At 71.3% G+C, this 18,410-nt stretch carries 18 protein-coding genes; 7 read left to right on the forward strand and 11 right to left on the reverse strand.

The genetic code is table 11. The annotated features are described in order from the left end of the window. Positions 1 to 47: 47 nt before the first annotated feature. From OG322_RS11320 to OG322_RS11355, 8 genes are all read right to left on the reverse strand, one after another. Positions 48 to 1,895: a glycosyltransferase gene (locus OG322_RS11320; RefSeq protein ID WP_329306375.1), complete on the reverse strand. Its 1,848-nt coding sequence runs from the start codon at positions 1,893 to 1,895 to the stop codon at positions 48 to 50. Between the two features lie 190 nt (positions 1,896 to 2,085). After that, the gene (locus tag OG322_RS11325) at positions 2,086 to 3,678 is read right to left on the reverse strand and encodes an ABC transporter ATP-binding protein (protein WP_329306376.1); all 1,593 of its coding nucleotides are present in this window, start codon (positions 3,676 to 3,678) and stop codon (positions 2,086 to 2,088) included. Next, positions 3,675 to 4,664: an ABC transporter permease gene (locus OG322_RS11330; protein ID WP_124284980.1), complete on the reverse strand. Its 990-nt coding sequence runs from the start codon at positions 4,662 to 4,664 to the stop codon at positions 3,675 to 3,677. The genes OG322_RS11325 and OG322_RS11330 overlap by 4 nt, the downstream gene beginning before the upstream one ends. Then, positions 4,661 to 5,644, reverse strand: coding sequence for an ABC transporter permease (locus OG322_RS11335; RefSeq protein WP_123461500.1), 984 nt, complete (start codon positions 5,642 to 5,644; stop codon positions 4,661 to 4,663). Before OG322_RS11335 ends, OG322_RS11330 begins: the two co-directional genes overlap by 4 nt. Before the next feature lie 2 nt (positions 5,645 to 5,646). Next, positions 5,647 to 7,374 carry an ABC transporter substrate-binding protein gene (locus OG322_RS11340; RefSeq protein WP_123461499.1) on the reverse strand — a complete coding sequence of 576 codons (1,728 nt, stop codon included), beginning with the start codon at positions 7,372 to 7,374 and terminating at the stop codon, positions 5,647 to 5,649. Between the two features lie 222 nt (positions 7,375 to 7,596). After that, positions 7,597 to 7,692, reverse strand: a complete 96-nt coding sequence (locus OG322_RS11345) for an Ms4533A family Cys-rich leader peptide (RefSeq protein WP_311316959.1) — start codon at positions 7,690 to 7,692, stop codon at positions 7,597 to 7,599. A gap of 157 nt (positions 7,693 to 7,849) precedes the next feature. Beyond that, positions 7,850 to 9,184 carry a DUF3152 domain-containing protein gene (locus tag OG322_RS11350; protein WP_266411005.1) on the reverse strand — a complete coding sequence of 445 codons (1,335 nt, stop codon included), beginning with the start codon at positions 9,182 to 9,184 and terminating at the stop codon, positions 7,850 to 7,852. Positions 9,185 to 9,192: 8 nt separating this feature from the next. Beyond that, a complete protein-coding gene (locus OG322_RS11355; protein WP_123461497.1) occupies positions 9,193 to 10,158 on the reverse strand; it encodes an alpha/beta fold hydrolase in 966 nt (321 codons plus the stop codon). Positions 10,159 to 10,267: 109 nt separating this feature from the next. Between OG322_RS11355 and OG322_RS11360 the strand changes: the two genes are divergently transcribed. The 4 genes from OG322_RS11360 (at position 10,268) to OG322_RS11375 (ending at position 12,183) form a co-directional block, all read left to right on the forward strand. Next, the gene (locus OG322_RS11360) at positions 10,268 to 10,483 is read left to right on the forward strand and encodes a hypothetical protein (RefSeq protein ID WP_123461496.1); all 216 of its coding nucleotides are present in this window, start codon (positions 10,268 to 10,270) and stop codon (positions 10,481 to 10,483) included. Positions 10,484 to 10,651: 168 nt separating this feature from the next. Then, positions 10,652 to 11,293, forward strand: a complete 642-nt coding sequence (locus tag OG322_RS11365) for a TetR/AcrR family transcriptional regulator (protein ID WP_123461495.1) — start codon at positions 10,652 to 10,654, stop codon at positions 11,291 to 11,293. 132 nt (positions 11,294 to 11,425) lie between these two features. Next, a complete protein-coding gene (locus OG322_RS11370) occupies positions 11,426 to 11,653 on the forward strand; it encodes a DUF3107 domain-containing protein (protein ID WP_024490505.1) in 228 nt (75 codons plus the stop codon). 260 nt (positions 11,654 to 11,913) lie between these two features. Continuing rightward, positions 11,914 to 12,183 carry a hypothetical protein gene (locus OG322_RS11375; RefSeq protein ID WP_123461494.1) on the forward strand — a complete coding sequence of 90 codons (270 nt, stop codon included), beginning with the start codon at positions 11,914 to 11,916 and terminating at the stop codon, positions 12,181 to 12,183. A 30-nt stretch (positions 12,184 to 12,213) separates the two neighbouring features. Here the strand turns inward: OG322_RS11375 and OG322_RS11380 are convergent, their stop codons facing one another. Further along, the gene (locus OG322_RS11380) at positions 12,214 to 12,948 is read right to left on the reverse strand and encodes a ferritin-like fold-containing protein (protein WP_123461493.1); all 735 of its coding nucleotides are present in this window, start codon (positions 12,946 to 12,948) and stop codon (positions 12,214 to 12,216) included. 475 nt (positions 12,949 to 13,423) lie between these two features. Between OG322_RS11380 and OG322_RS11385 the strand changes: the two genes are divergently transcribed. Further along, positions 13,424 to 15,331: a DEAD/DEAH box helicase gene (locus OG322_RS11385; protein ID WP_185095391.1), complete on the forward strand. Its 1,908-nt coding sequence runs from the start codon at positions 13,424 to 13,426 to the stop codon at positions 15,329 to 15,331. Between the two features lie 159 nt (positions 15,332 to 15,490). Further along, positions 15,491 to 16,336 carry an alpha/beta fold hydrolase gene (locus tag OG322_RS11390; protein ID WP_123461491.1) on the forward strand — a complete coding sequence of 282 codons (846 nt, stop codon included), beginning with the start codon at positions 15,491 to 15,493 and terminating at the stop codon, positions 16,334 to 16,336. 43 nt (positions 16,337 to 16,379) lie between these two features. Here OG322_RS11390 and OG322_RS11395 read toward each other — a convergent pair whose 3' ends face one another. Beyond that, positions 16,380 to 17,267 (reverse strand): NYN domain-containing protein, encoded by an 888-nt coding sequence (locus OG322_RS11395; RefSeq protein WP_123461490.1) that lies wholly within the window; start codon positions 17,265 to 17,267, stop codon positions 16,380 to 16,382. A gap of 222 nt (positions 17,268 to 17,489) precedes the next feature. Between OG322_RS11395 and OG322_RS11400 the strand changes: the two genes are divergently transcribed. Beyond that, positions 17,490 to 17,642 (forward strand): hypothetical protein, encoded by a 153-nt coding sequence (locus OG322_RS11400; RefSeq protein ID WP_164494399.1) that lies wholly within the window; start codon positions 17,490 to 17,492, stop codon positions 17,640 to 17,642. A gap of 75 nt (positions 17,643 to 17,717) precedes the next feature. On the opposite strand, the gene OG322_RS11405 is transcribed toward OG322_RS11400, so the two are convergent. Next, on the reverse strand, positions 17,718 to 18,323 hold the full coding sequence (locus tag OG322_RS11405) for a MarC family protein (protein WP_123461489.1): 606 nt from the start codon (positions 18,321 to 18,323) through the stop codon (positions 17,718 to 17,720). Between the last annotated feature and the right edge of the window lie 87 nt (positions 18,324 to 18,410).

Below are 18,410 nucleotides of genomic sequence, written 5' to 3' on the forward strand. Positions count from 1 at the left end.
GCGGCCCGGACCGGTCGCTACGGCGGCCCGGCCCGGCCGCTTCCTGGTCACGCATCGCGGCCCCCCGCTCCGCGCGCTCCCGCGCAGACTCCGCGCCCGGCCCAGCTGGGCGTGCGCTCGGCCGGCCCCGGGGCGAGTGCCTCGTCGGGCTCCGGCCACAGGCCGAGGACGTGGGCCTCCGGAGGGGTGGCGAAGGGGCGCGGTCCGCCGTCCGCGTTCACCGTCGCCGCCTCCCGGCGCACCGGCGCCCGGGCGATCAGCTCCAGGTAGATGCCGCGAAACGCCGCGAGGTTCTGTTCGACCGTGAAGAGTTCGAGCGCGCGGGCGCGGGCCGCCGCGCCCAGGCGCGCACGGCGCTCCGGGTCGCGCAGCAGTGCCAGACAGGCGTCCGCGAGCGCCCTGGGATTGCGCGGCGGCACCACGAGCCCCGTCCCGCCGATGACCTCGACGACCGCGCCGACGTCCGTCGAGACCGTGGCCCGGCCGCAGAACATCGCCTCGACCAGGCTGATCGGGAAGCCCTCGACCACGCTGGAGAGCACCACGACCCCCCCGGCCGCGTACGCCTGGGCGAGGTCGGGGACCTCGGCCCCGCCGATGTCCTCGAAGGAGACCGGGTTGTCGCCGACGGCGTGCGCGTCGGCGGCCTCGTCCGGGAAGAGCTGGGCGGCGAGTGCCCGGCAGTGCGCGAGATAGGTGGCCCCCTCCGACCCCTGGGCGGCCGCGCCGATGATCCGCAGCCGGGCGTCCGGTTCGGCCCTGCGCACCTCCGCGAAGGCGTGCAGCAGGGCGACCAGATCCTTTGCGGGCTCGATCCGGCCGACCCACACCAGGGTGTCCGGGCCGCCGTCGCCCTCGTTCTCGCCCAGCGCGGCGAACCGGCCGGACTCCATGCCGGGGTAGACCGTGCGCACCTTGGCGGGTTCCGCACCGCAGCGCTCCTGCCAGCGGCGGGCGTGCGTATTGCCGGGGGTGATGAGCGCGGCCTGGCGGTACACCTCGGCGGCGAGCCGGCCGTGGAAGTTCGCAAGCAGGGCGCGCACCGGCGCACTGAGCGGGGTGCCGGCCGCCGCGAGGTAGTGCGACCGCAGTTGCACGGAGTGCTCGGTGACCAGCAGCGGCACGCCGAAGAAGCGTTTGGCCAGCAGACCGGGCAGGGCGGCGGCACCTCCCGAGGTGGCGTGGCAGAGGTCCACGGCACCGAGGCTCTCCTCGTCGTACCAGTCGAGGGAGAGCGGACGGAGCACCCGGTCGAGCTCCGCGGCGAAGGCGAGGAGGTCGGGGACGGTGGCGGCCTGGACGGTGCGGCCGGTGCCGGGCGCACGGCAGGCCGCCTCCAGGATCCGTACCGCGGTCTCGGAGCGGAGCGCCGCGGGAAGTCCGCCGTGTTCGCAGGCCAGTTCGGCGAGACCGTAGAGGCCTTCGGTGAACCGCGCGTCCCCGGCACCGGCGGCGGCGCGTCCCCCGTCGCCGTATCCGCCGGGCTCGGCGGATTCCCCGGGACCGGCGGGCCCACCGGCGTCTCCCCGCTCGCCGCCGGTCGCACCAGCGGCGCAGACCGCGGTCGCGAGCGCGGTGAAGTGGGTGGTGAAGCGCCGTCGTTCACGCCGCCCGTAGGAGCGCGCGCCGCCGCCGGTCAGCAGTCGCGAAAGCAGCCGCCTGGGGGCGTGCAGTCCCAGGGTGTCCTCGTCGGCGATCCACAGCGGCGCCGTCCGTACCCGGCTCACCTGGAAAGGGAGCTGGACCCAGCCACGCGCCTCCTGTTCAGCGGTGCGGCTGAGCGCGAAGAGATCGAACTCGTGTTGCGCGAGTCCGCGCACCAGACGGTCGCACCAGAGTCTGGACTCACCGGTCGCATACGGATAACCACCGTCGGTGAGGAGTCCGATCCGCACGAGTACACCCCCGATCTCCCTTGTGGGCGGCCACCGTTGGAACGGCGACTCACAGCGGGACGACCGTAAGCGGATACGCCGGTGGTGCGACGGACGGTTGTCCGTCGCACCACCGAAAGGGGTGAACCGTCGTAACTTTCCCGCCCCCGCGGCGTTCCGTCGCGCTATAGAGGCGGTCGATTACGTACGGTCAGGCCGCGGTCAGCTCCGCGCGAGCCGCGCGGCGGACCGCCGCGAGTGCCGGATCGAGCGCCGGCACGGCCGCCAGGAGCTGCTTGGTGTACGGGTCGCGGGGCTCTCCGTACACCTGCTCCACCGGGCCCTCCTCGACGATCCGGCCGTGGCGCATGACGGCCACCCGGTCGCTGACCTGGCGTACGACCGCGAGATCGTGCGCGATGAAGACCAGCGCGAGTCCCAGTTCCCGCTGGAGCTCGGCCAGCAGCGCGGTCACCTGGGCCTGGGTCGTCACGTCGAGGGCGGAGACCGCCTCGTCGCAGACGATCAGCCTCGGTTCGGCGGCCAGCGCCCGTGCGATGCCGACGCGTTGGCGCTGTCCGCCGCTGAACTCGTGCGGGTAGCGGTCGTACTGCTCCGGGTCGAGCCCGACGCGCTCCAGCAGTTCCCGGACGCGCGCCCTGATCGCGCCCTCGTCACGCTGCCCGCGCGCCCGTAGCGGGTCGGCGACGGACTCGCCCACGGAGCGGCGCGGGTTGAGCGAGGAGACCGGGTCCTGGAAGACCATCTGGACCCGGTCCACCCGGGTGAGCCGGCCGGAGGTGGGTTCCAGCAGACCGACGAGCATCCGCCCGAGGGTGGTCTTGCCGCTGCCGCTCTCCCCGACGATGCCGAGCGTCTCGCCGTGGCGGACGGTGAGGGAGACGCCGTCGACGGCGGCCAGGGCGGACTTCCCCCGGCCGAACACCTGCCGCACCCCGTCGGCCTCGACGAGCACCTCGGCCCCGTCGGGGACCGCGCGCCCGGTCCCGGCGGCCGGGCCGCCCGGCTCCGGAGCGATGCGTGGCACCGCCGACAGCAACGCCTTCGTGTAGGGCTCGCGCGGGGCACCGAGGACCTGGGCCACCGGCCCCCGCTCCACCGCGAGGCCGGACCGCATGACCAGTACCTCGTCCACCGACTCCGCCGCCACGCCCACGTCATGGGTGACCAGCAGCAGCCCCATGCCCGTCTCCCGGCGCAGGTTGTGCAGCAGGTCGAGGATCTGGGCCTGGACGGTGACGTCGAGCGCGGTGGTGGGCTCGTCGGCGATCAGCAGCTGCGGCTCGCAGGCCAGCGCCATCGCGATCAGCGCCCGTTGCCGCATTCCGCCGGAGAACTCGTGCGGCCGGGACCGGGAGCGGCGTACCGCGTCCGGGATCCCGACCCGGTCCAGCACCTCGACGGCCCTGGTCCGGGCCGCCCGCCGGGAGACCCGGTTGTGGACGCGGTACACCTGGGCGATCTGGTCGCCGACGGCGTAGTACGGGTCCAGCGAGGAGAGCGGGTCCTGGAAGACCATCGCGGCCTTCGCCCCGCGCAGCCCGCGCAGTTCCGTGTCGTCGGCGGTGTGGACGTCCACACCGGCGACCCGGATCGAACCGCCGACCCGGGCGCCCGTCCCCCGGTGCAGCCCGAGCAGGGCGTACGCGGACGCGCTCTTGCCGGAGCCGGACTCGCCGACGACGCCGAGCGCGCCGCCCGCCTCCAGTGAGAACGACAGCCCGCGCACCGCCTGTACGTCGCCGAACGAGATCGAGAGATCGGTGACCTCGACGAGACTCATGACAGCACCACCCGTCGGTCGGCCATCGCCTGCAGGATGTCCGCGACGGCATTGGCAAGGACGACGAAGAACCCGGTGACGAGCACCAGACCGACGACGACCGGGAGGTCCACGTTCCGTACGGCTGCGACGAGTTCGCGGCCGACGCCCGGAATCCCGAAGAGGGACTCGGTGAGCACGGCGCCGCCGAACATCGAGCCGATGTCCAGTGCGCCGAGCGCGATCACCGGGGCGAGCGCGCCGCGCAGGGCGTGCCGTCCGACGATCACGCGCTCGCTGACCCCGTACGCCCTGAAGGTGCGCACATGGTCCTCGGCGAGCGTCTCCAGCATCGAGGACCGGGTCATCCGGGCGTACGGGGCGGCGGAGACGAGAGCCAGGGAGATCCAGGGCAGTACGAGGTTCCAGGCCCACTGCTCCGGGTCCTCGGTGAAGGGGACGTAATCCGGGAACGGCAGGATCTGGAGCGCCGTGACGCAGATGATGATCAGCAGCAGGCCGATCACGAAGACCGGTGTGGCCATGCCGGCCAGGGTGATCCCGGTGAGGATGCGTTCGGTGGCGCGGCCGCGCCGCCACACCGAGAGCAGTCCGGTGCCGACCCCGAGCAGCATCCACAGCACGAAGGCGCCGACCGCGAGCGAGACGGTGGCCGGCAGCTTGGCGACGATCAGCTGGGTGACCTGCTGGCCGCTCTGGTAGGAGAGTCCGAGGCAAGGGGCCTGGCAGTGCACCACACCGGTTCCGGTGGAGTAGTCGCGGCCGGCGACCAGGCTCTGGAGGAAGTGCGCGTACTGCACGTACACCGGGTCGTCGAGGCGCAGTTGTCCGCTGACCTGGGCGACCTGAGCGGGCGAGCAGCGGGGGCCGCAGGCGATCTGTGCGACGTTGCCCGGTGCCACGTAGAAGGCGGCGTAGACGACGAGGCTGAGGGCGAGCAGGACGAAGAGCGCCCCGCCGAGGCGCCGCAGCAGGAACCACGTCATGCTCCGGCCTCCTTCTTCGCGCCGGTGCCGATCCGCAGCCGGGAGGCGGCGCGCGGGTCGAGCGCGGTGCGCACGCCCTCGCCGAGGACGGTGAGCGCCAGCACGGTGACGAAGAGCAGCCCGGCCGGGATCAGCAGATAGGTGGGCGCGGCCTGGTACCAGGTGTCGGCGTCGCTGAGCATCTGCCCCCAGGACGGCGTGGGCGGCTTGATGCCGACGCCGAGGAAGGACAGGGCGGCCTCGACGACGATGTTGGCGGGGAAGAGCAGTACGGCGTAGGTGATGACGGGCGCCGCCAGCGCGGGCAGCAGCTCACGCCGGGCGATCTGCCAGGAACCCCAGCCGCTGAGCCGGGCCGCCGCGACGTGGTCGAGCGATTTCAGGGCGAGGGTCTTGGCGCGCACGATCTTGGAGATGTGGGTCCAGCCGACCAGGCCGACGAGCAGGGCGATCAGCACCGGGCGCGGGAACCCGGCCGGGACGACGGCGAGCGCGCCGAGGGCGGCCACCATGACCGGCAGGGCGACCATGACATCGGTGATCCGGCTGAACACCTGGTCGACGAGGCGGTTGCCGAGACCGGCCGCGAGGCCGACGACGAGGCCGATGGCCACCTGGAGCAGGGTCGCGCCGAGCGCGACGCCGAGCGAGACCCGGGCGCCGTGCACGACGCGGGCGAAGAGGTCGCGCCCGGTGAGCGGTTCGACGCCGAGCCAGTGCTCGGCGCTGATCCCGCCGAAGGAGCCGAGCGGCACCCCGCCGGTGGCGGAGTCGACGAGATCCGGGTGGTACGTGGTGGGGTTCTGGCCCTCGATGCCCGCGAGCAGCGGTGCGGCGAGCGCGGTCAGGACCAGCAGGGCGACGACGGCGGCGGCCACGAGGGCCGAGCGCCGGGTACGCAGCCGTCGCCAGAACGGATGGGCCCCGGAGGCGGGGGCCGCGACGGCCCCCGCCTCCTTGACCAGCAGTGCTTCGGTCATGGCTACTTGACCGCGACCTGCGAGATGTCGAGCACGCCGGTCCAGTCGCTGATCACGACGTTTCTGACGGACTCGCCGTACAGGCGCTTGTAGACCGGGTGGAACAGCGGAACGGTCAGCGCCTGCTCACCGACCTTCTTGTCGAGCGCACCCCAGCGCTTGGCGGCGGCGCTCAGGTCGGTCAGCTTGTTGATCTCGTCGATCTCCTTGTTGACCGCGGGGTCGTTCAGCTGGCCGGAGTTGAAGTTGTACCCGGCCCTGACGATCTGGCGTCCGTCGAAGATCGGGGCGAAGAACGGTCCGCCGGAGGGCCAGTCGGCGCCCCAGCCGCCGAGGAAGAAGCCCGGCTCGGTCTTCACGTTGTAGACGGTGTCCGAGTAGGCGTTGGACTCCAGGCCGCGGAGCTTGACGGTGATCCCGGCCTTCTTCAGCGCCTCCTGGAGCGCGGTGGCGATCTCCGGGCTGGTCGCGAAGTTCTTCTCGTTGTTGTGCGTGAGGGTGACGGTCAGCCCCTTGGGGTAGCCGGCCTCCTTCAGCAGTTCCTTCGCCTTGGCCGCGTTGCCGGTCTTGCCGGCCGGGAAGGCGTCGTACGGCGTGTAGCCGAACGACGCCTGGTCGGGCAGGAAGGTGGTGGCGGGCTCGGCGAGCGAGGAGCCGCCCGCGGCGTTGACGACGGAGCTGCGGTCCACGGCGTACGAGATCGCCTGGCGCACCTTCGGGTTGTCGAACGGCTTCACCTTCGGGTTGAAGGCGATGTAGTTGGTGTAGCCGAAGTGGCCGGTGCCGACCCGGGCCGCAAGCTTCTTGTCACCGCTGACCTTGGCGAGCTCGGCCGGGCCGAGGTTGGTGTCGGTGGTGACGGCCGCGGCGTCGGCGCCCTGCGAGGCGGACAGCCGCTGGTTGATGACGGCGGAGTCGAGCCCGGAGCGGACGTCGATCCGGTCGGGGTAGGCCTTGCGCTCCTCGTCGGTGCCGGCCGACCAGTAGGTGTTGCGTTCCAGGGTGAGGCGCTCGCCGTCGCCCTCGTTCTTGACGACCTTGTACGGGCCGGAGGACAGCGGGTGCTCCTCGTACTTCGTGCCGGTGTCCTTGGCCTTCGGCACGGGAGTGGTCTGGGTCTGGGTGGCCAGGAAGGGGAACTCGCCCTCGGGCTTGTTGAGGTGGAAGACGATCGTCTTCGCGTCGGGCGTCAGAATCGAGTCGAGGCCCTTCTTGTCCTTGTACGGGCCCTGGTAGCCGGCCCCGCCGATCAGCCAGTCGCGCAGGTAGGGCGCGCCGCCGGAGAGCTCGGCCGCGAAGGAGCGCTCGATGCCGTACTTGATGTCGGCACTCGTGATCGCGGTGCCGTCCTCGTACTTGAGGTTGTCCTTGAGCGTGTACGTCCAGACGGTGGCGTTCTTGCTGGGCGTGCCCAGGTCGGTCGCGAGGTCGGGGACGACCTTCGAGCCGGCCGCGCCGTCCTCACGGTTGCGGGTGGTGAGCGTGCGGAAGACGAGCGAGGGGACGTTGCCGCCGCCGGAGGTGTAGAGCCGGGCGGGGTCGAAGTCCTCCTGGGGGGCGCTGTTGAGGACGGTGAGCGTGCCGCCCTTCTTGGGCGCGCCCGCCGCGCCGGAGCTGCCGTCGCCGCCCTTGCTGCTGCCCTCGGGCCCGCAGGCCGCGGCGCCCGCGGCCACGGCGAGTACTGCGGCGGCCGCTGCTACGCGGCGCGATATGACGGACGGTTGACGCATCGGAAGGTGACCTCTCGGAGAACTGCCTGAATGAAGGAAACAGAAACGAATCCGTGCAGGCGGCGACGAGAGACATGTGCACACGACCGGTCGGTACAGGGACCGGAACACTGGAAACTGCCGCGCCTGCGGACGGAATACGCCCGGTGCGGCAGTCGGAAAGTCATCCGGCCGGCCCATCAGGGCTCGGGCGGGAGGGGCCGACGCGCACTCGGGCAGGCGTCAGCAACAGTCGACGTCGGCGACACTGTGCCCGGTCACACCGATGAGCGCCAGCTCAATGGCGGCGCGATCGAAGGTGACGAGGCTGCGTGACATGCCGAGAAATATGAGCGACGGCCCTCACGATGTCAACGCGATACGAGACGACGGTCTCACTATTCGGACAGGTGTCCCGGGGGGAGCATCCCCACCGGTCCGGACACCGGCCCCCGGCCACCGGACCCGCGACCGCTCGCGCGGACGCGGTCCGGGCTCAACCGACCGGATGCACCCAGGCGTTGGCGCGGCACTTGATACCGTCGATATTCAGCGATTTGGTCTGCTGCTGCATCACCGGAGCGAGCGCGCCCGGCGTGCCGCAGCTCACATGGTTGTGCCCCAGCCGGTGGCCCACCTCGTGGTTGATCAGCATCTGGCGGTAGGAGTAGAGCTTGTCAGGGCCGAAGGTGGAGGACCCCTGGGCCCAGCGATAGGCGTTGATCATCACGCGCTCGGTGGCGGCGGAGTCGCACGAGACGTTGTCCTGCGTCGTGTCCAGCCCGGATTTCTCGCACCAGACTCCGGTGGTTCCCGGACTGGCCAGCGTGATCACGAAATCCGGCTCGCCGGTGGAAATCCTTTCGAAGGTCATCTCCCCGTCGTGTGCCCAACTCCGTTCATCATTAAGAGTTTTCTGGACCGCCTCGGCAAAGAGCGCGGAGTCGAGCCCGAGCCCCTTCTCGACGTCGATCCGGTAGCGGTACTTGCGCCCCTTGCCCGGAGCCTTCGCCTCACCGGGTACGGCTTCGAATTTCCCCGAACCCTTGAGCTTCGGTGCCAGCGGATAGGCCTTGGCCATTTTCTGCTCGTACGAAAGGGGCTTGAGCACCACCTTGGGCGCGGGGGTATTCCTGTTGTCCGAACGGGAGGTGTCGTCGGTGCCGTCGCGGTCGACGCCCGCGGGCTGCGCGGCACTGGTCCGGCCGCCGCTGTCGTGGGTGACCTGGCCCGCCACGACCACCGCGAGCACCGTGGTCACCGCGGCGGCCGCGATACCGGTGAAGGTGCGGCCCCTGCCGCCCCTGGAGTCCTTGGGGTCCTTGGAGTCCTTGGGGGCGTCCTCGCCGCCCGGCGGCCGCTCGTCCCGGTCGCTGACGGAGCTGCACGGATCGGCGGGGGCGGCCGGTTCAGGTGCCGGGCCGCGGGATGCGGACGGGGCGTCGAAGGCCTCGACGAACTCCCGTCGCGGTCCCGGTATCAGCGGCTTGGTGCCGGCCCCCTGCGCGTTCCGCGGTACCTGCGGACGCGCCTGTGCCGGTGCCTGGACACCGGTGCGGCCGGGGACGCCGCCCGGCGTGCCCGGCCGCTCGATCGGCCCGGTGCCCCAGCCACCGCCGGGTTCATGTTGTTCGGGGTGACCGCCGCGCACCTGGGGAACGCCCTGGAACGGGGTGTGGCCACCGGTGCCCGATGGCACCTCGCCCGGCCGCCTGCGCCGGCCGCTGCCGGGTGCGGGCCGAGTGCCCTCGCGCCCGGCGCCCGCGTCCACCGGGGCGGGCCCGGCCTCGGGCCCCTTGGCCTCAGGGCCCTTTCGACTGTGTCGTCCCACGCCCCGGATCAGCTCCCGCCGTCTTCGTCGAGCAGTTCCCGGAACGCCTGGGCGACCGCCTCCGGGTACTCCATCATCGCCACGTGCCCGGCGTCGGGCAGTGTCAGCAGCCGCGAATCGCGGAAGGCCGCGGACGCCCTGCGTGCCATCCGGTACGAGACGAGCCGGTCCCGTCCGCCGTACACGAGCTGGGTCGGCGCGAGCACACGCTCGGCCTGACGCCACAGCCCGTGCTGACCGCCCAGCGTGTACGCATCGACGATGCCACGCGCCGAGCGCGCCATGGCGTCCCAGAAGTACGGCAGTTCCAGCCGTCGCTCCATTTCGGCCACCGCCGCGCGGAAGCCCGTCTCGGAGACCCGTGCCGGATCGCCGTAACAGAGTGCCATGACTCCGCGGGTGCGTTCTTCCGCGCTCCAGTCCCGGGTCATCCGGGAGACCAGGGACACGAGCCCCGGAACGGCGAGCAGTGCGGTCGGCGCGGCCGACCACTGCACCCGGATCTCGGGGAGCGCGGGCGAGATCAGGGTGAGCGTGCGCACCAGGTCGGGGCGGACCGCCGCGACCCGGGTCGCCACCGCGCCGCCGAGGGAGTTGCCGAACAGATGGACGGGCCCGCGCTCCCCCGCGTCCAGGAAGCGGATCACCGCGCGGGCGTGACCGGTGACCGAGTAGTTGCCGTCGTCCGGCGGCGGAGAGTCCCCGAAGCCCGGCAGATCGACCGCCTCGCCGTCCAGCACGTCCTGGAGGAGCGGCATCAGCGCCGACCAGTTCTGCGAGGAGCCGCCGAGCCCGTGCACGTAGAGGGCGGGCGCCAGGCCCGTCCGCTCCGGCGGCCGCGAACGGACGGTCAGCGTGAGTCCGGCCAGCGTCACGGAGCGGAGTCTCTCGCCCTCCGCGACCCTGACCGCGCTCACCGTGGGGGCCACCGCTGCGGCGGCGGCGCGGACTCCCGGCAGCTCGGTCGAAGACATGCGGCAATGTTACGAGACGATCACACCGGGATTCATGTGTTCGCCGTCACACATCGCGTAGCGGCTTCGGGGCGTTGCTTCTAGGCTCGTGGCAAGGAAGGGAGTCCCCATGACGGTCGACCCCAGTGACCCGGAGACCTTCGAGGACGTCCAGCCGGACGAACCCGGACAGGAGACGCCCGAGGCGGATGCCGCCGAGCAGCAGGCGGAGCTGCGCCCCGAGAGCGACGAACCACTGACGGATCTCGACCGGAACCGCGCGAACGAGGCGGACGCGGCGGAACAGGCCCGCATCGTCACCGACGACGAGGACGATTACCGCTGATACGTCCTGCTATACGGCACAGGTCAAGAGAATCTGTGGCTACCGCAGTCGTCCGGTCCGTGAAATTCTGCGTCCGCGCCGCGCATACCCGGGTTACCCGAAAGTACGATGGAGGTACGGCGCAGCGAGCACGGAACGGTGTGTCGGATCACAAATTTGGGAGGCGGCGTGACAGCCATCGAGCAGACCGAGGCGGCGCGCCCGCGGGGCACTCGCCTGCCGCGTCGCGCCCGACGCAATCAGCTCCTGGGCGCCGCCCAGGAGGTCTTCGTCGCGCAGGGCTACCACTCCGCCGCGATGGACGACATCGCGGAACGGGCCGGGGTCAGCAAACCGGTGCTCTATCAGCACTTCCCGGGCAAGCTGGAGCTGTACCTGGCCCTGCTGGACCAGCACTGCGAGTCGCTGCTCCAGTCGGTGCGCACGGCGCTCGCGTCGACGAGCGACAACAAGCTGCGCGTGGCCGCGACGATGGACGCCTACTTCGCGTACGTCGAGGACGAGGGCGGCGCCTTCCGGCTGGTCTTCGAGTCGGACCTGACCAACGAGCCCGCCGTGCGCGAGCGGGTCGACCGGGTCTCGCTGCAGTGCGCCGAGGCGATCTCCGACGTGATCGCCGGTGACACCGGCCTGTCCAAGGACGAGTCGATGCTGCTCGCCGTGGGCCTGGGCGGGGTGTCCCAGGTGGTCGCCCGCTACTGGCTCTCCAGCCGGTCCGCCATCCCGCGTGACACTGCGGTGCAGCTGCTCACGTCGCTGGCCTGGCGGGGCATCGCGGGCTTCCCGCTGCACGGCATCGATCAGCACTGAGCGCAGCGGCCGGCGTCCGTGTTCGCTGCGGGCGTTGCCCGCGGACCCCTGGCCAGTCCCTTCAGCGGGCTAATGTGTGCTGCGTACGGCGCGGTTCACCGCGCAGGGACTGACCGTCGGAGGGACATAGCCGTGGAGGTCAAGATCGGGGTGCAGCACACGCCCCGGGAGATCGTTCTGGAGAGCGGGCTTTCCGCCGAAGAGGTCGAGAGCGCGGTTTCCGAGGCTCTCGCCGGCAAGGCGCAGCTGCTCAGCCTCACGGACGAGAAGGGCCGCAAGGTCCTGGTGCCGGCCGACCGGATCGCCTACGTGGAGATCGGCGAGCCCAGCACACGACGGGTGGGGTTCGGCGCGCTGTAGCGGCGCGCACGGACACAGCGACCGCGGAAGCGGCCCGGCGGGAGTTCCCCGCCGGGCCGCTTTCCGTCGTGCCCGGGTACGAGCCGCGCGACGGCGGTCCCGCACGCCGGTCGTTCTGCTGTGGCAGCCGTTCCGGTGCGCGGGCCGTTGCTGTGCGACAGCTGAGCGAAGCCTGTCCGCGGGAGGGTTGCGTTCCGCGGCCCTGGGGTAGTACCGCCTACGACCGAATTGCCCGCCCCGTACCTGCGAGGTGATCATCTGTGATCTTGGAAATCCTGGGCTCCGTCGTGCTGGGACTCGCCCTCTCCTGGGCGGCGCTCCGCTCCCTGTCGCCCCGTCTCCCGTCCCCTCGGGCCGTCTTCGGCACCGGAGCGCTGGGAGCCCTGTTCGGCCTGTATCTGATGCACTCGGTGCTGGGCTCCGGCCACGCGGCGGCGACGCTGATCGGCGCGGTGCTCATCTCCGCGGTGACGGTGTCCCTGCTGATCCGGCCGCGCAGCCGCCGGATCAGCCGGTCGGCGGCGGCCTGACGCCGCCGCCGCGGCCCCCGCGAGGCGGTCCTAGGCCGCAAGCCCCAGAGTGGCCATGCGCTTGGTGTGCGCCTCGGTGATCCGCGAGAACATCCGGCCGACCTCGGCCAGGTCGAATCCGTCGGCGACCCCGCCCACCAGCATGGTCGACAGCGCGTCGCGGTCGGCCACCACCCGCTGCGCCTGCGAGAGCGCCTCGCCCATCAGCCGGCGTGCCCACAGCGCGAGCCGGCCGCCGAGCCTCGGGTCCGCCTCGATCGCGGCGCGCACCTTCTCGACGGCGAAGTTGCCGTGGCCCGTGTCGTCGAGCACGGCGAGCACGAGGGAGCGGGTGTCGGAGTCGAGCCGGGCCGCGACCTCGCGGTAGAAGTCACTGGCGATCGAGTCACCGACATAGGCCTTGACCAGGCCTTCCAGCCAGTCCGACGGCGCGGTCTGGCGGTGGAAGTCGTCGAGCGCCTTGGCGAACGGCTCCATGGCGCCGGTCGGCTCCACCTCGATCGCCGTCAGCCGGTCGGTCAGCCGCTCGAAGTGATGGAATTCCGCGGACGCCATCTTCGCCAGCGCCGCCTTGTCACCCAGCGTCGGCGCGAGTTTCGCGTCCTCGGCGAGCCTCTCGAAGGCCGCCAGCTCCCCGTAGGCAAGTGCCCCCAGCAGGTCCACGACGGCGGCCCGGTACTGCGGCTCCGTGGACGCGGTGGCCCAGTCCTGGTCGGCGATTTTGGTGGATGCGGGGGTTTGCGTGGCGTTGTCAGGCGTCTCCATGGAGCGCAGAATAGCCCGCCCGCCGAGCGGCGGAGGGGTCCGGCCGCCGACTGACGTCACACCGTTCCGATGAATTCGCCCAACACAGATGCGCGAATCCGGGGTACAGTGGTATTGCGCTTACTGAGCATTTTGCAACTGCTCGTGGCGCGAAATTGAATGAGGATGCCCGGTCGGTGGCCCGATCGGCTCCGACCCGACAGCCCTCCACGCGATGCGTACGCCACGTGCGACCGCAGATGAGGGGCCCCCTCAGCGGCACGAGCGCTCGAGCGACGGCAGTGGTCCCGCGCCACCCGGCCCATCCACGGCCGGATGACCAACCCCGGCACGGTACGACCCCCTTCGTTCGCCTCGGACCGCGTTTCACAGAAGAGGCAATACCCTGACTACGTTCCGAGACCTCGGGATTCTTCCCGAGACGGCCGAGGCCCTTGAGTCCGTCGGCATCACGTCCCCCTTCCCCATCCAGGAGATGACGCTCCCCGTAGCGCTCTCCGGCTCCGATGTCATCGGGCAGGCCAAGACCGGCACCGGCAAGACCCTCGGTTTCGGTCTGCCGCTGCTGGAGCGCGTCACCGTCCTCGCGGACGTCGAGGCGGGCCGGGCCGCGCCCGAGAAGCTGACCGACGCGCCGCAGGCACTGATCGTCGTCCCCACCCGCGAGCTCTGCCAGCAGGTCACCAACGACCTGCTGACCGCCGGCAAGGTCCGTAACGTCCGCGTCCTCGCGATCTACGGCGGCCGGGCGTACGAGCCCCAGGTGGAGGCCCTCAAGAAGGGCATCGACGTCGTCGTCGGCACCCCGGGCCGACTGCTCGACCTGGCGGGCCAGCGCAAGCTCGACCTCTCGCACGTCCGCGTCCTCGTCCTGGACGAGGCCGACGAGATGCTCGACCTGGGCTTCCTGCCCGACGTCGAGCGCATCATCACGATGCTGCCGGCCAAGCGGCAGACCATGCTGTTCTCGGCGACCATGCCGGGTGCGGTCATCAGTCTGGCGCGTCGCTACATGTCGCAGCCGACCCACATCAACGCCACCTCGCCCGACGACGAGGGCACCACCGTCAAGAACACGGCGCAGCACGTCTACCGCGCCCACTCGATGGACAAGCCCGAGATGGTCTCGCGCATCCTGCAGGCCAACGGCCGCGGACTCGCGATGATCTTCTGCCGCACCAAGCGCACCGCGGCCGACATCGCCGAGCAGCTGGAGAAGCGCGGATTCGCCTCCGGCGCGGTCCACGGCGACCTCGGCCAGGGCGCCCGCGAGCAGGCGCTGCGCGCCTTCCGCAACGGCAAGGTGGACGTGCTCGTCTGCACGGACGTCGCGGCCCGCGGTATCGATGTCGAGGGTGTCACCCACGTCATCAACTACCAGTCGCCCGAGGACGAGAAGACCTACCTGCACCGGATCGGCCGGACCGGCCGCGCCGGCGCCAAGGGCATCGCGATCACGCTGGTCGACTGGGACGACATCCCGCGCTGGCAGCTGATCAACAAGGCGCTGGACCTGAAGTTCCCGGACCCGCCCGAGACGTACTCCACCTCCCCGCACCTGTACGAGGAGCTGGACATCCCGGCCGGCACCAAGGGTGTCCTGCCGCGCACCGAGCGGACCCGTGCCGGCCTGCGGGCCGAGGAGATCGAGGACCTCGGCGAGACGGGCGGCCGCGGCCGCAAGTCCGCCCCCGCCGCGGCGCCCGCCGTCCGCGAGGAGCGTCCCCCGCGCACCCCGCGTCAGCGTCGTCGCACCCGGGGCGGATCGGCCGCCGAAGAGGGCGCCGTCACGGTGCCCGCACCGGCCGCGGAGGCCGTCGAGGTATCCGGGCCCGCCGAGAGCGCCTCGGAGCCGCGTACGCCGCGCCGTCGCCGGCGCAGCCGCGTCGGTGCCCCGGACATCGCGGCCGAGGCCGCGGTGGACGTGGCCGAGGCCCCGGTCGTCGTCATCGACACCGAGCCCGCCGCGAAGACCAGGACCAGGGCCGCCAGGGCGACCAAGGCCAAGGCCGATGTCACGGTCGAGGTGGAGGCCGAGGCCGTGGCCGCGACGAAGCCGCGCCGCAGCCGCGCCCGGGTCGTGAAGCCGGTGACGGACGAGGTCGACTTCCAGATCGCCCCCGTGGCCGAGCCCGCTCCCGAGGCGAAGACGGTGACCAAGCCGCGCCGCCGTGCCCGGGTGATCAAGCCGGCCGAGGACGAGGTCGACTTCCAGATCGCACCGATCGCCGAGCCCGAGACGGACGCCAGGCCGCGTCGTCGCACCCGTGCGGCCGCGAAGCCGAAGACGGAGGCCGTGGCGGACGCCGCGGTCGCCGAGGGCGAGGCCAAGCCGCGCAGGCGGCGGGCGCCGCGAGCGGCTGCCGCCAAGACCGAGAGCTGAGCCCGGCGCCGGGCTCCGGCGGGGCCACGCCCCGCCCGGCCGGCGTCGAGTGTGCCCGACGGGCCCGAGGGATTTCCTCGGGCCCGTCGGGCGTTTCACGGCACGGGCCGGCCCCGTGCCGCCGGACGTGATCCGCCGGACAGGCCCTAACCTCGTCCCATGAGCCGGCCACCCACCTTCACTCCGCCCCCTTGCGCCCGTGCCCGTACGCTGCACACCTCGCGCGGGGACTTCGCCGTGCTGGACGCCTCACCGCGTACCGCCCGACGCGGCACCGCTCTCCTGCTGCCCGGCTTCACCGGCAGCAAGGAGGACTTCATCGCCCTGCTGGAACCGCTCGCCGACGCCGGTTACCGTGCCGTCGCCGTCGACGGCCGCGGGCAGTACGAGACCGACGGAACGGACCGTCAGGAAGCTTACGAAAATGAGGAGTTGGCGCTTGACGCACTCGCGCAGACGGCCGCACTCGGCCTGGGGGACAGCGCGGTCCACCTGCTCGGGCACTCGCTCGGCGGGCTGATCGCACGCGCTGCGGCGATCCTCGACCCGGCGCCGTTCCGGTCGCTGACCCTGATGTCCTCCGGGCCCGCCCAGGTCGTCGAGTCCCAGCAGGTCAGGCTGAAGATCCTCGGTGACGCCCTCGCGACCATGAGCATGGAGCGGGTCTGGGAGGCGATGCGCGCCTCCGACCCGCCCGCGGAGGCCGAGACGGACGGCGAGGACCTGCGGCGGCGCTGGATGCGCCACACGCCCGCCCAGCTGATCGCCACCGGCCGCACGCTGGCCACCGAGCCCGACCGGGTGGCCGAGGTCGCCGCCACCGGGCTGCCGGTCCATGTGATCTCCGGCGAGCGCGACGACGTCTGGCCGGTTCCCCTGCTCGACGCGATGGCGCACCGGCTGGGCGCCCACCGGACCCGGATCGAGGGCGCCGAGCACTCCCCCAACACGGACCGGCCGGATCCGACGGCGGCCGCGCTGATCTCCTTCTGGGACAGCCTGTAGCACCCTCCTGGGCGGCGTCGGCGATCCGCGGACGGCGGCAGGGTCAGTACTGCGACTGAAGGTGCTGCCAGAAGCCGTCGCGCAGCGCCCGCCGCAGATGGGCGTGGCCGCGCAGCGAGTGCTGGAGCAGGCGTTCGGCCTCGACCAGCAGGTCCTGGTCGACGGAGCCCGGCAGATACGGGCGCCCGGGGAGGAGGTCGGCCAGGGCGTCGCGGCCGCGGGCGGAGAGCCAGGTCGCGGCGATCTGCGCACCGACGAAGCGGACGTCCTCGCGCGAGGGCGCCGGGGAGTCGTCCTCGTAGGTGGTGACGGGGCGTCTGGTCACATAGGGGCGGCAGAAGTCGAGGTCGAAGGTGCGCTGGCTGTCGACCTCCCAGAGCAGCGGTTCGGCCTGGTTGCGGCCTTCCCCGGCCTCGATGCCCCACAGGTGGACGCGGGCCCCGTACCCCTGCGCGGCCTCGACGGCCGACACCAGGTCCTCGTCGCCGCCGACGAGTGCGGCGTCACTGATGGCGCGGTGGCGGGCGAGCGATTCGAGGTCGGTGCGGATGAGTGAATCGACGCCCTTCTGCTGGTTGTTGGCGTTGAGGTTGCCGAGTCTGACCTTGACGTCGGGGAGTTCCGCGATGGACTGCTGCTCGACGGTGTGGATCCGGCGCCTGGCTCCGTCGTACCAGTACACGCGCAGGAGTCTGCTGTCCGCGAAGATCGTGCGGGCCTTGTCGATGAAGGCCTCGATCAGCCCCTCCGAGTCGAGGTCGAAGGAGCGCCGGTCCTCGGTGCCGGTGACGAGCAGCCCGGCCGCGGCGTACACATAGCCGGCGTCCACGAAGATCGCGTGGGTCGAGGGGGTCTTCGACACCTCGGCGAGCACGCGCTGGAGCAGCTCGTTGGTGCGGTCCAGGCGCTCGCCGATCTCTGCCTCGTTCATACCGGCCTCGTCGCGGATGCCGTCGTCCGCGCATGTTCTGTTACCTGCTGGTCCTTAGACATCCAAAAAATTTCCTTAGCGTAGGGAATCATTGCAGAGGGCAAGTCGTTGTACACCCCGTGGGGCGCGAGACGAACCAGCCTGGCGCTCCTCATCCTTGCGGACGGGGCACCCGTCCTCCCAGTAGTTCTCCAGCAGGAGGATCAGACGAAGGGAAGCCATATGCGCTTCGAGATCATGCGACTCGACGATGTCGACGGTACCGCCGTGGACAGCACCGTCGTGGACGCCGCCTCCGTCAACCGGATCGTGCAGCAGGCCGCAGCAGTGGGCCAGCGCATCTATATCCGCCCGGCCGACACCTCGGCTTCGTAACGCGTCACGGACATAAAGACGAAGCGCCCCCGCACGGATGGACTGTGCGGGGGCGCTGTGGTGTGCGGGGCCGGGTCAGGCGTTCTGGATGACCTGGGTGACACCGTTGATGATCTGCTGCACGGCGATGGCGGACAGCATCATCCCGGCCAGCCTGGTGACCAGCACGACGCCGCCGTCCTTGATGACCCGGATGATCAGCAGCGAGTACCGCATGGTCAGCCAGAGCACGATGTGCATGGCGACGATCGCCGTCCAGACCGAGACCTGGCTCCCCACGCTGTCGGCGTGCTGCACGGCGAGGATCACCGAGACGATCGCGCCGGGACCGGCGAGCAGCGGCATACCCAGGGGTACGAGCGCCACGTTGACGTCCTTCGTCTGCGTCGGCTCGTCGGTCTTGCCGGTCAGCAGATCCAGTGCGATCAGCAGCAGGAGCAGCCCGCCCGCGATCATCAGCGCGGGTACGGAGACATGCAGGTAGTCCAGGATCTGCTGGCCGAGCACGCCGAAGACGGCGATCACGCCGAAGGCGACGGAGACCGCCTGCAGCGCCATTCTGCGCTGCATCTTGGCGGGGCGGCCGGCGGTGAGGGCCAGGAAGATCGGGGTGATTCCGGGCGGATCCATAATCACAAAAAGCGTGAGAAAAAGGGATCCGAAGACAGCGACGTCGAACACAGTGAGCCTTGCGGGGAGAGAGCGGGAATTCGGCTGGGGCAGCGCACCGGACAGGTGCCGGACCGGCGTCCGTCGGAAGGTCCTGAC

It is taken from the genome of Streptomyces sp. NBC_01260 (assembly GCF_036226405.1).
GTDB lineage: Bacteria > Actinomycetota > Actinomycetes > Streptomycetales > Streptomycetaceae > Streptomyces > Streptomyces laculatispora.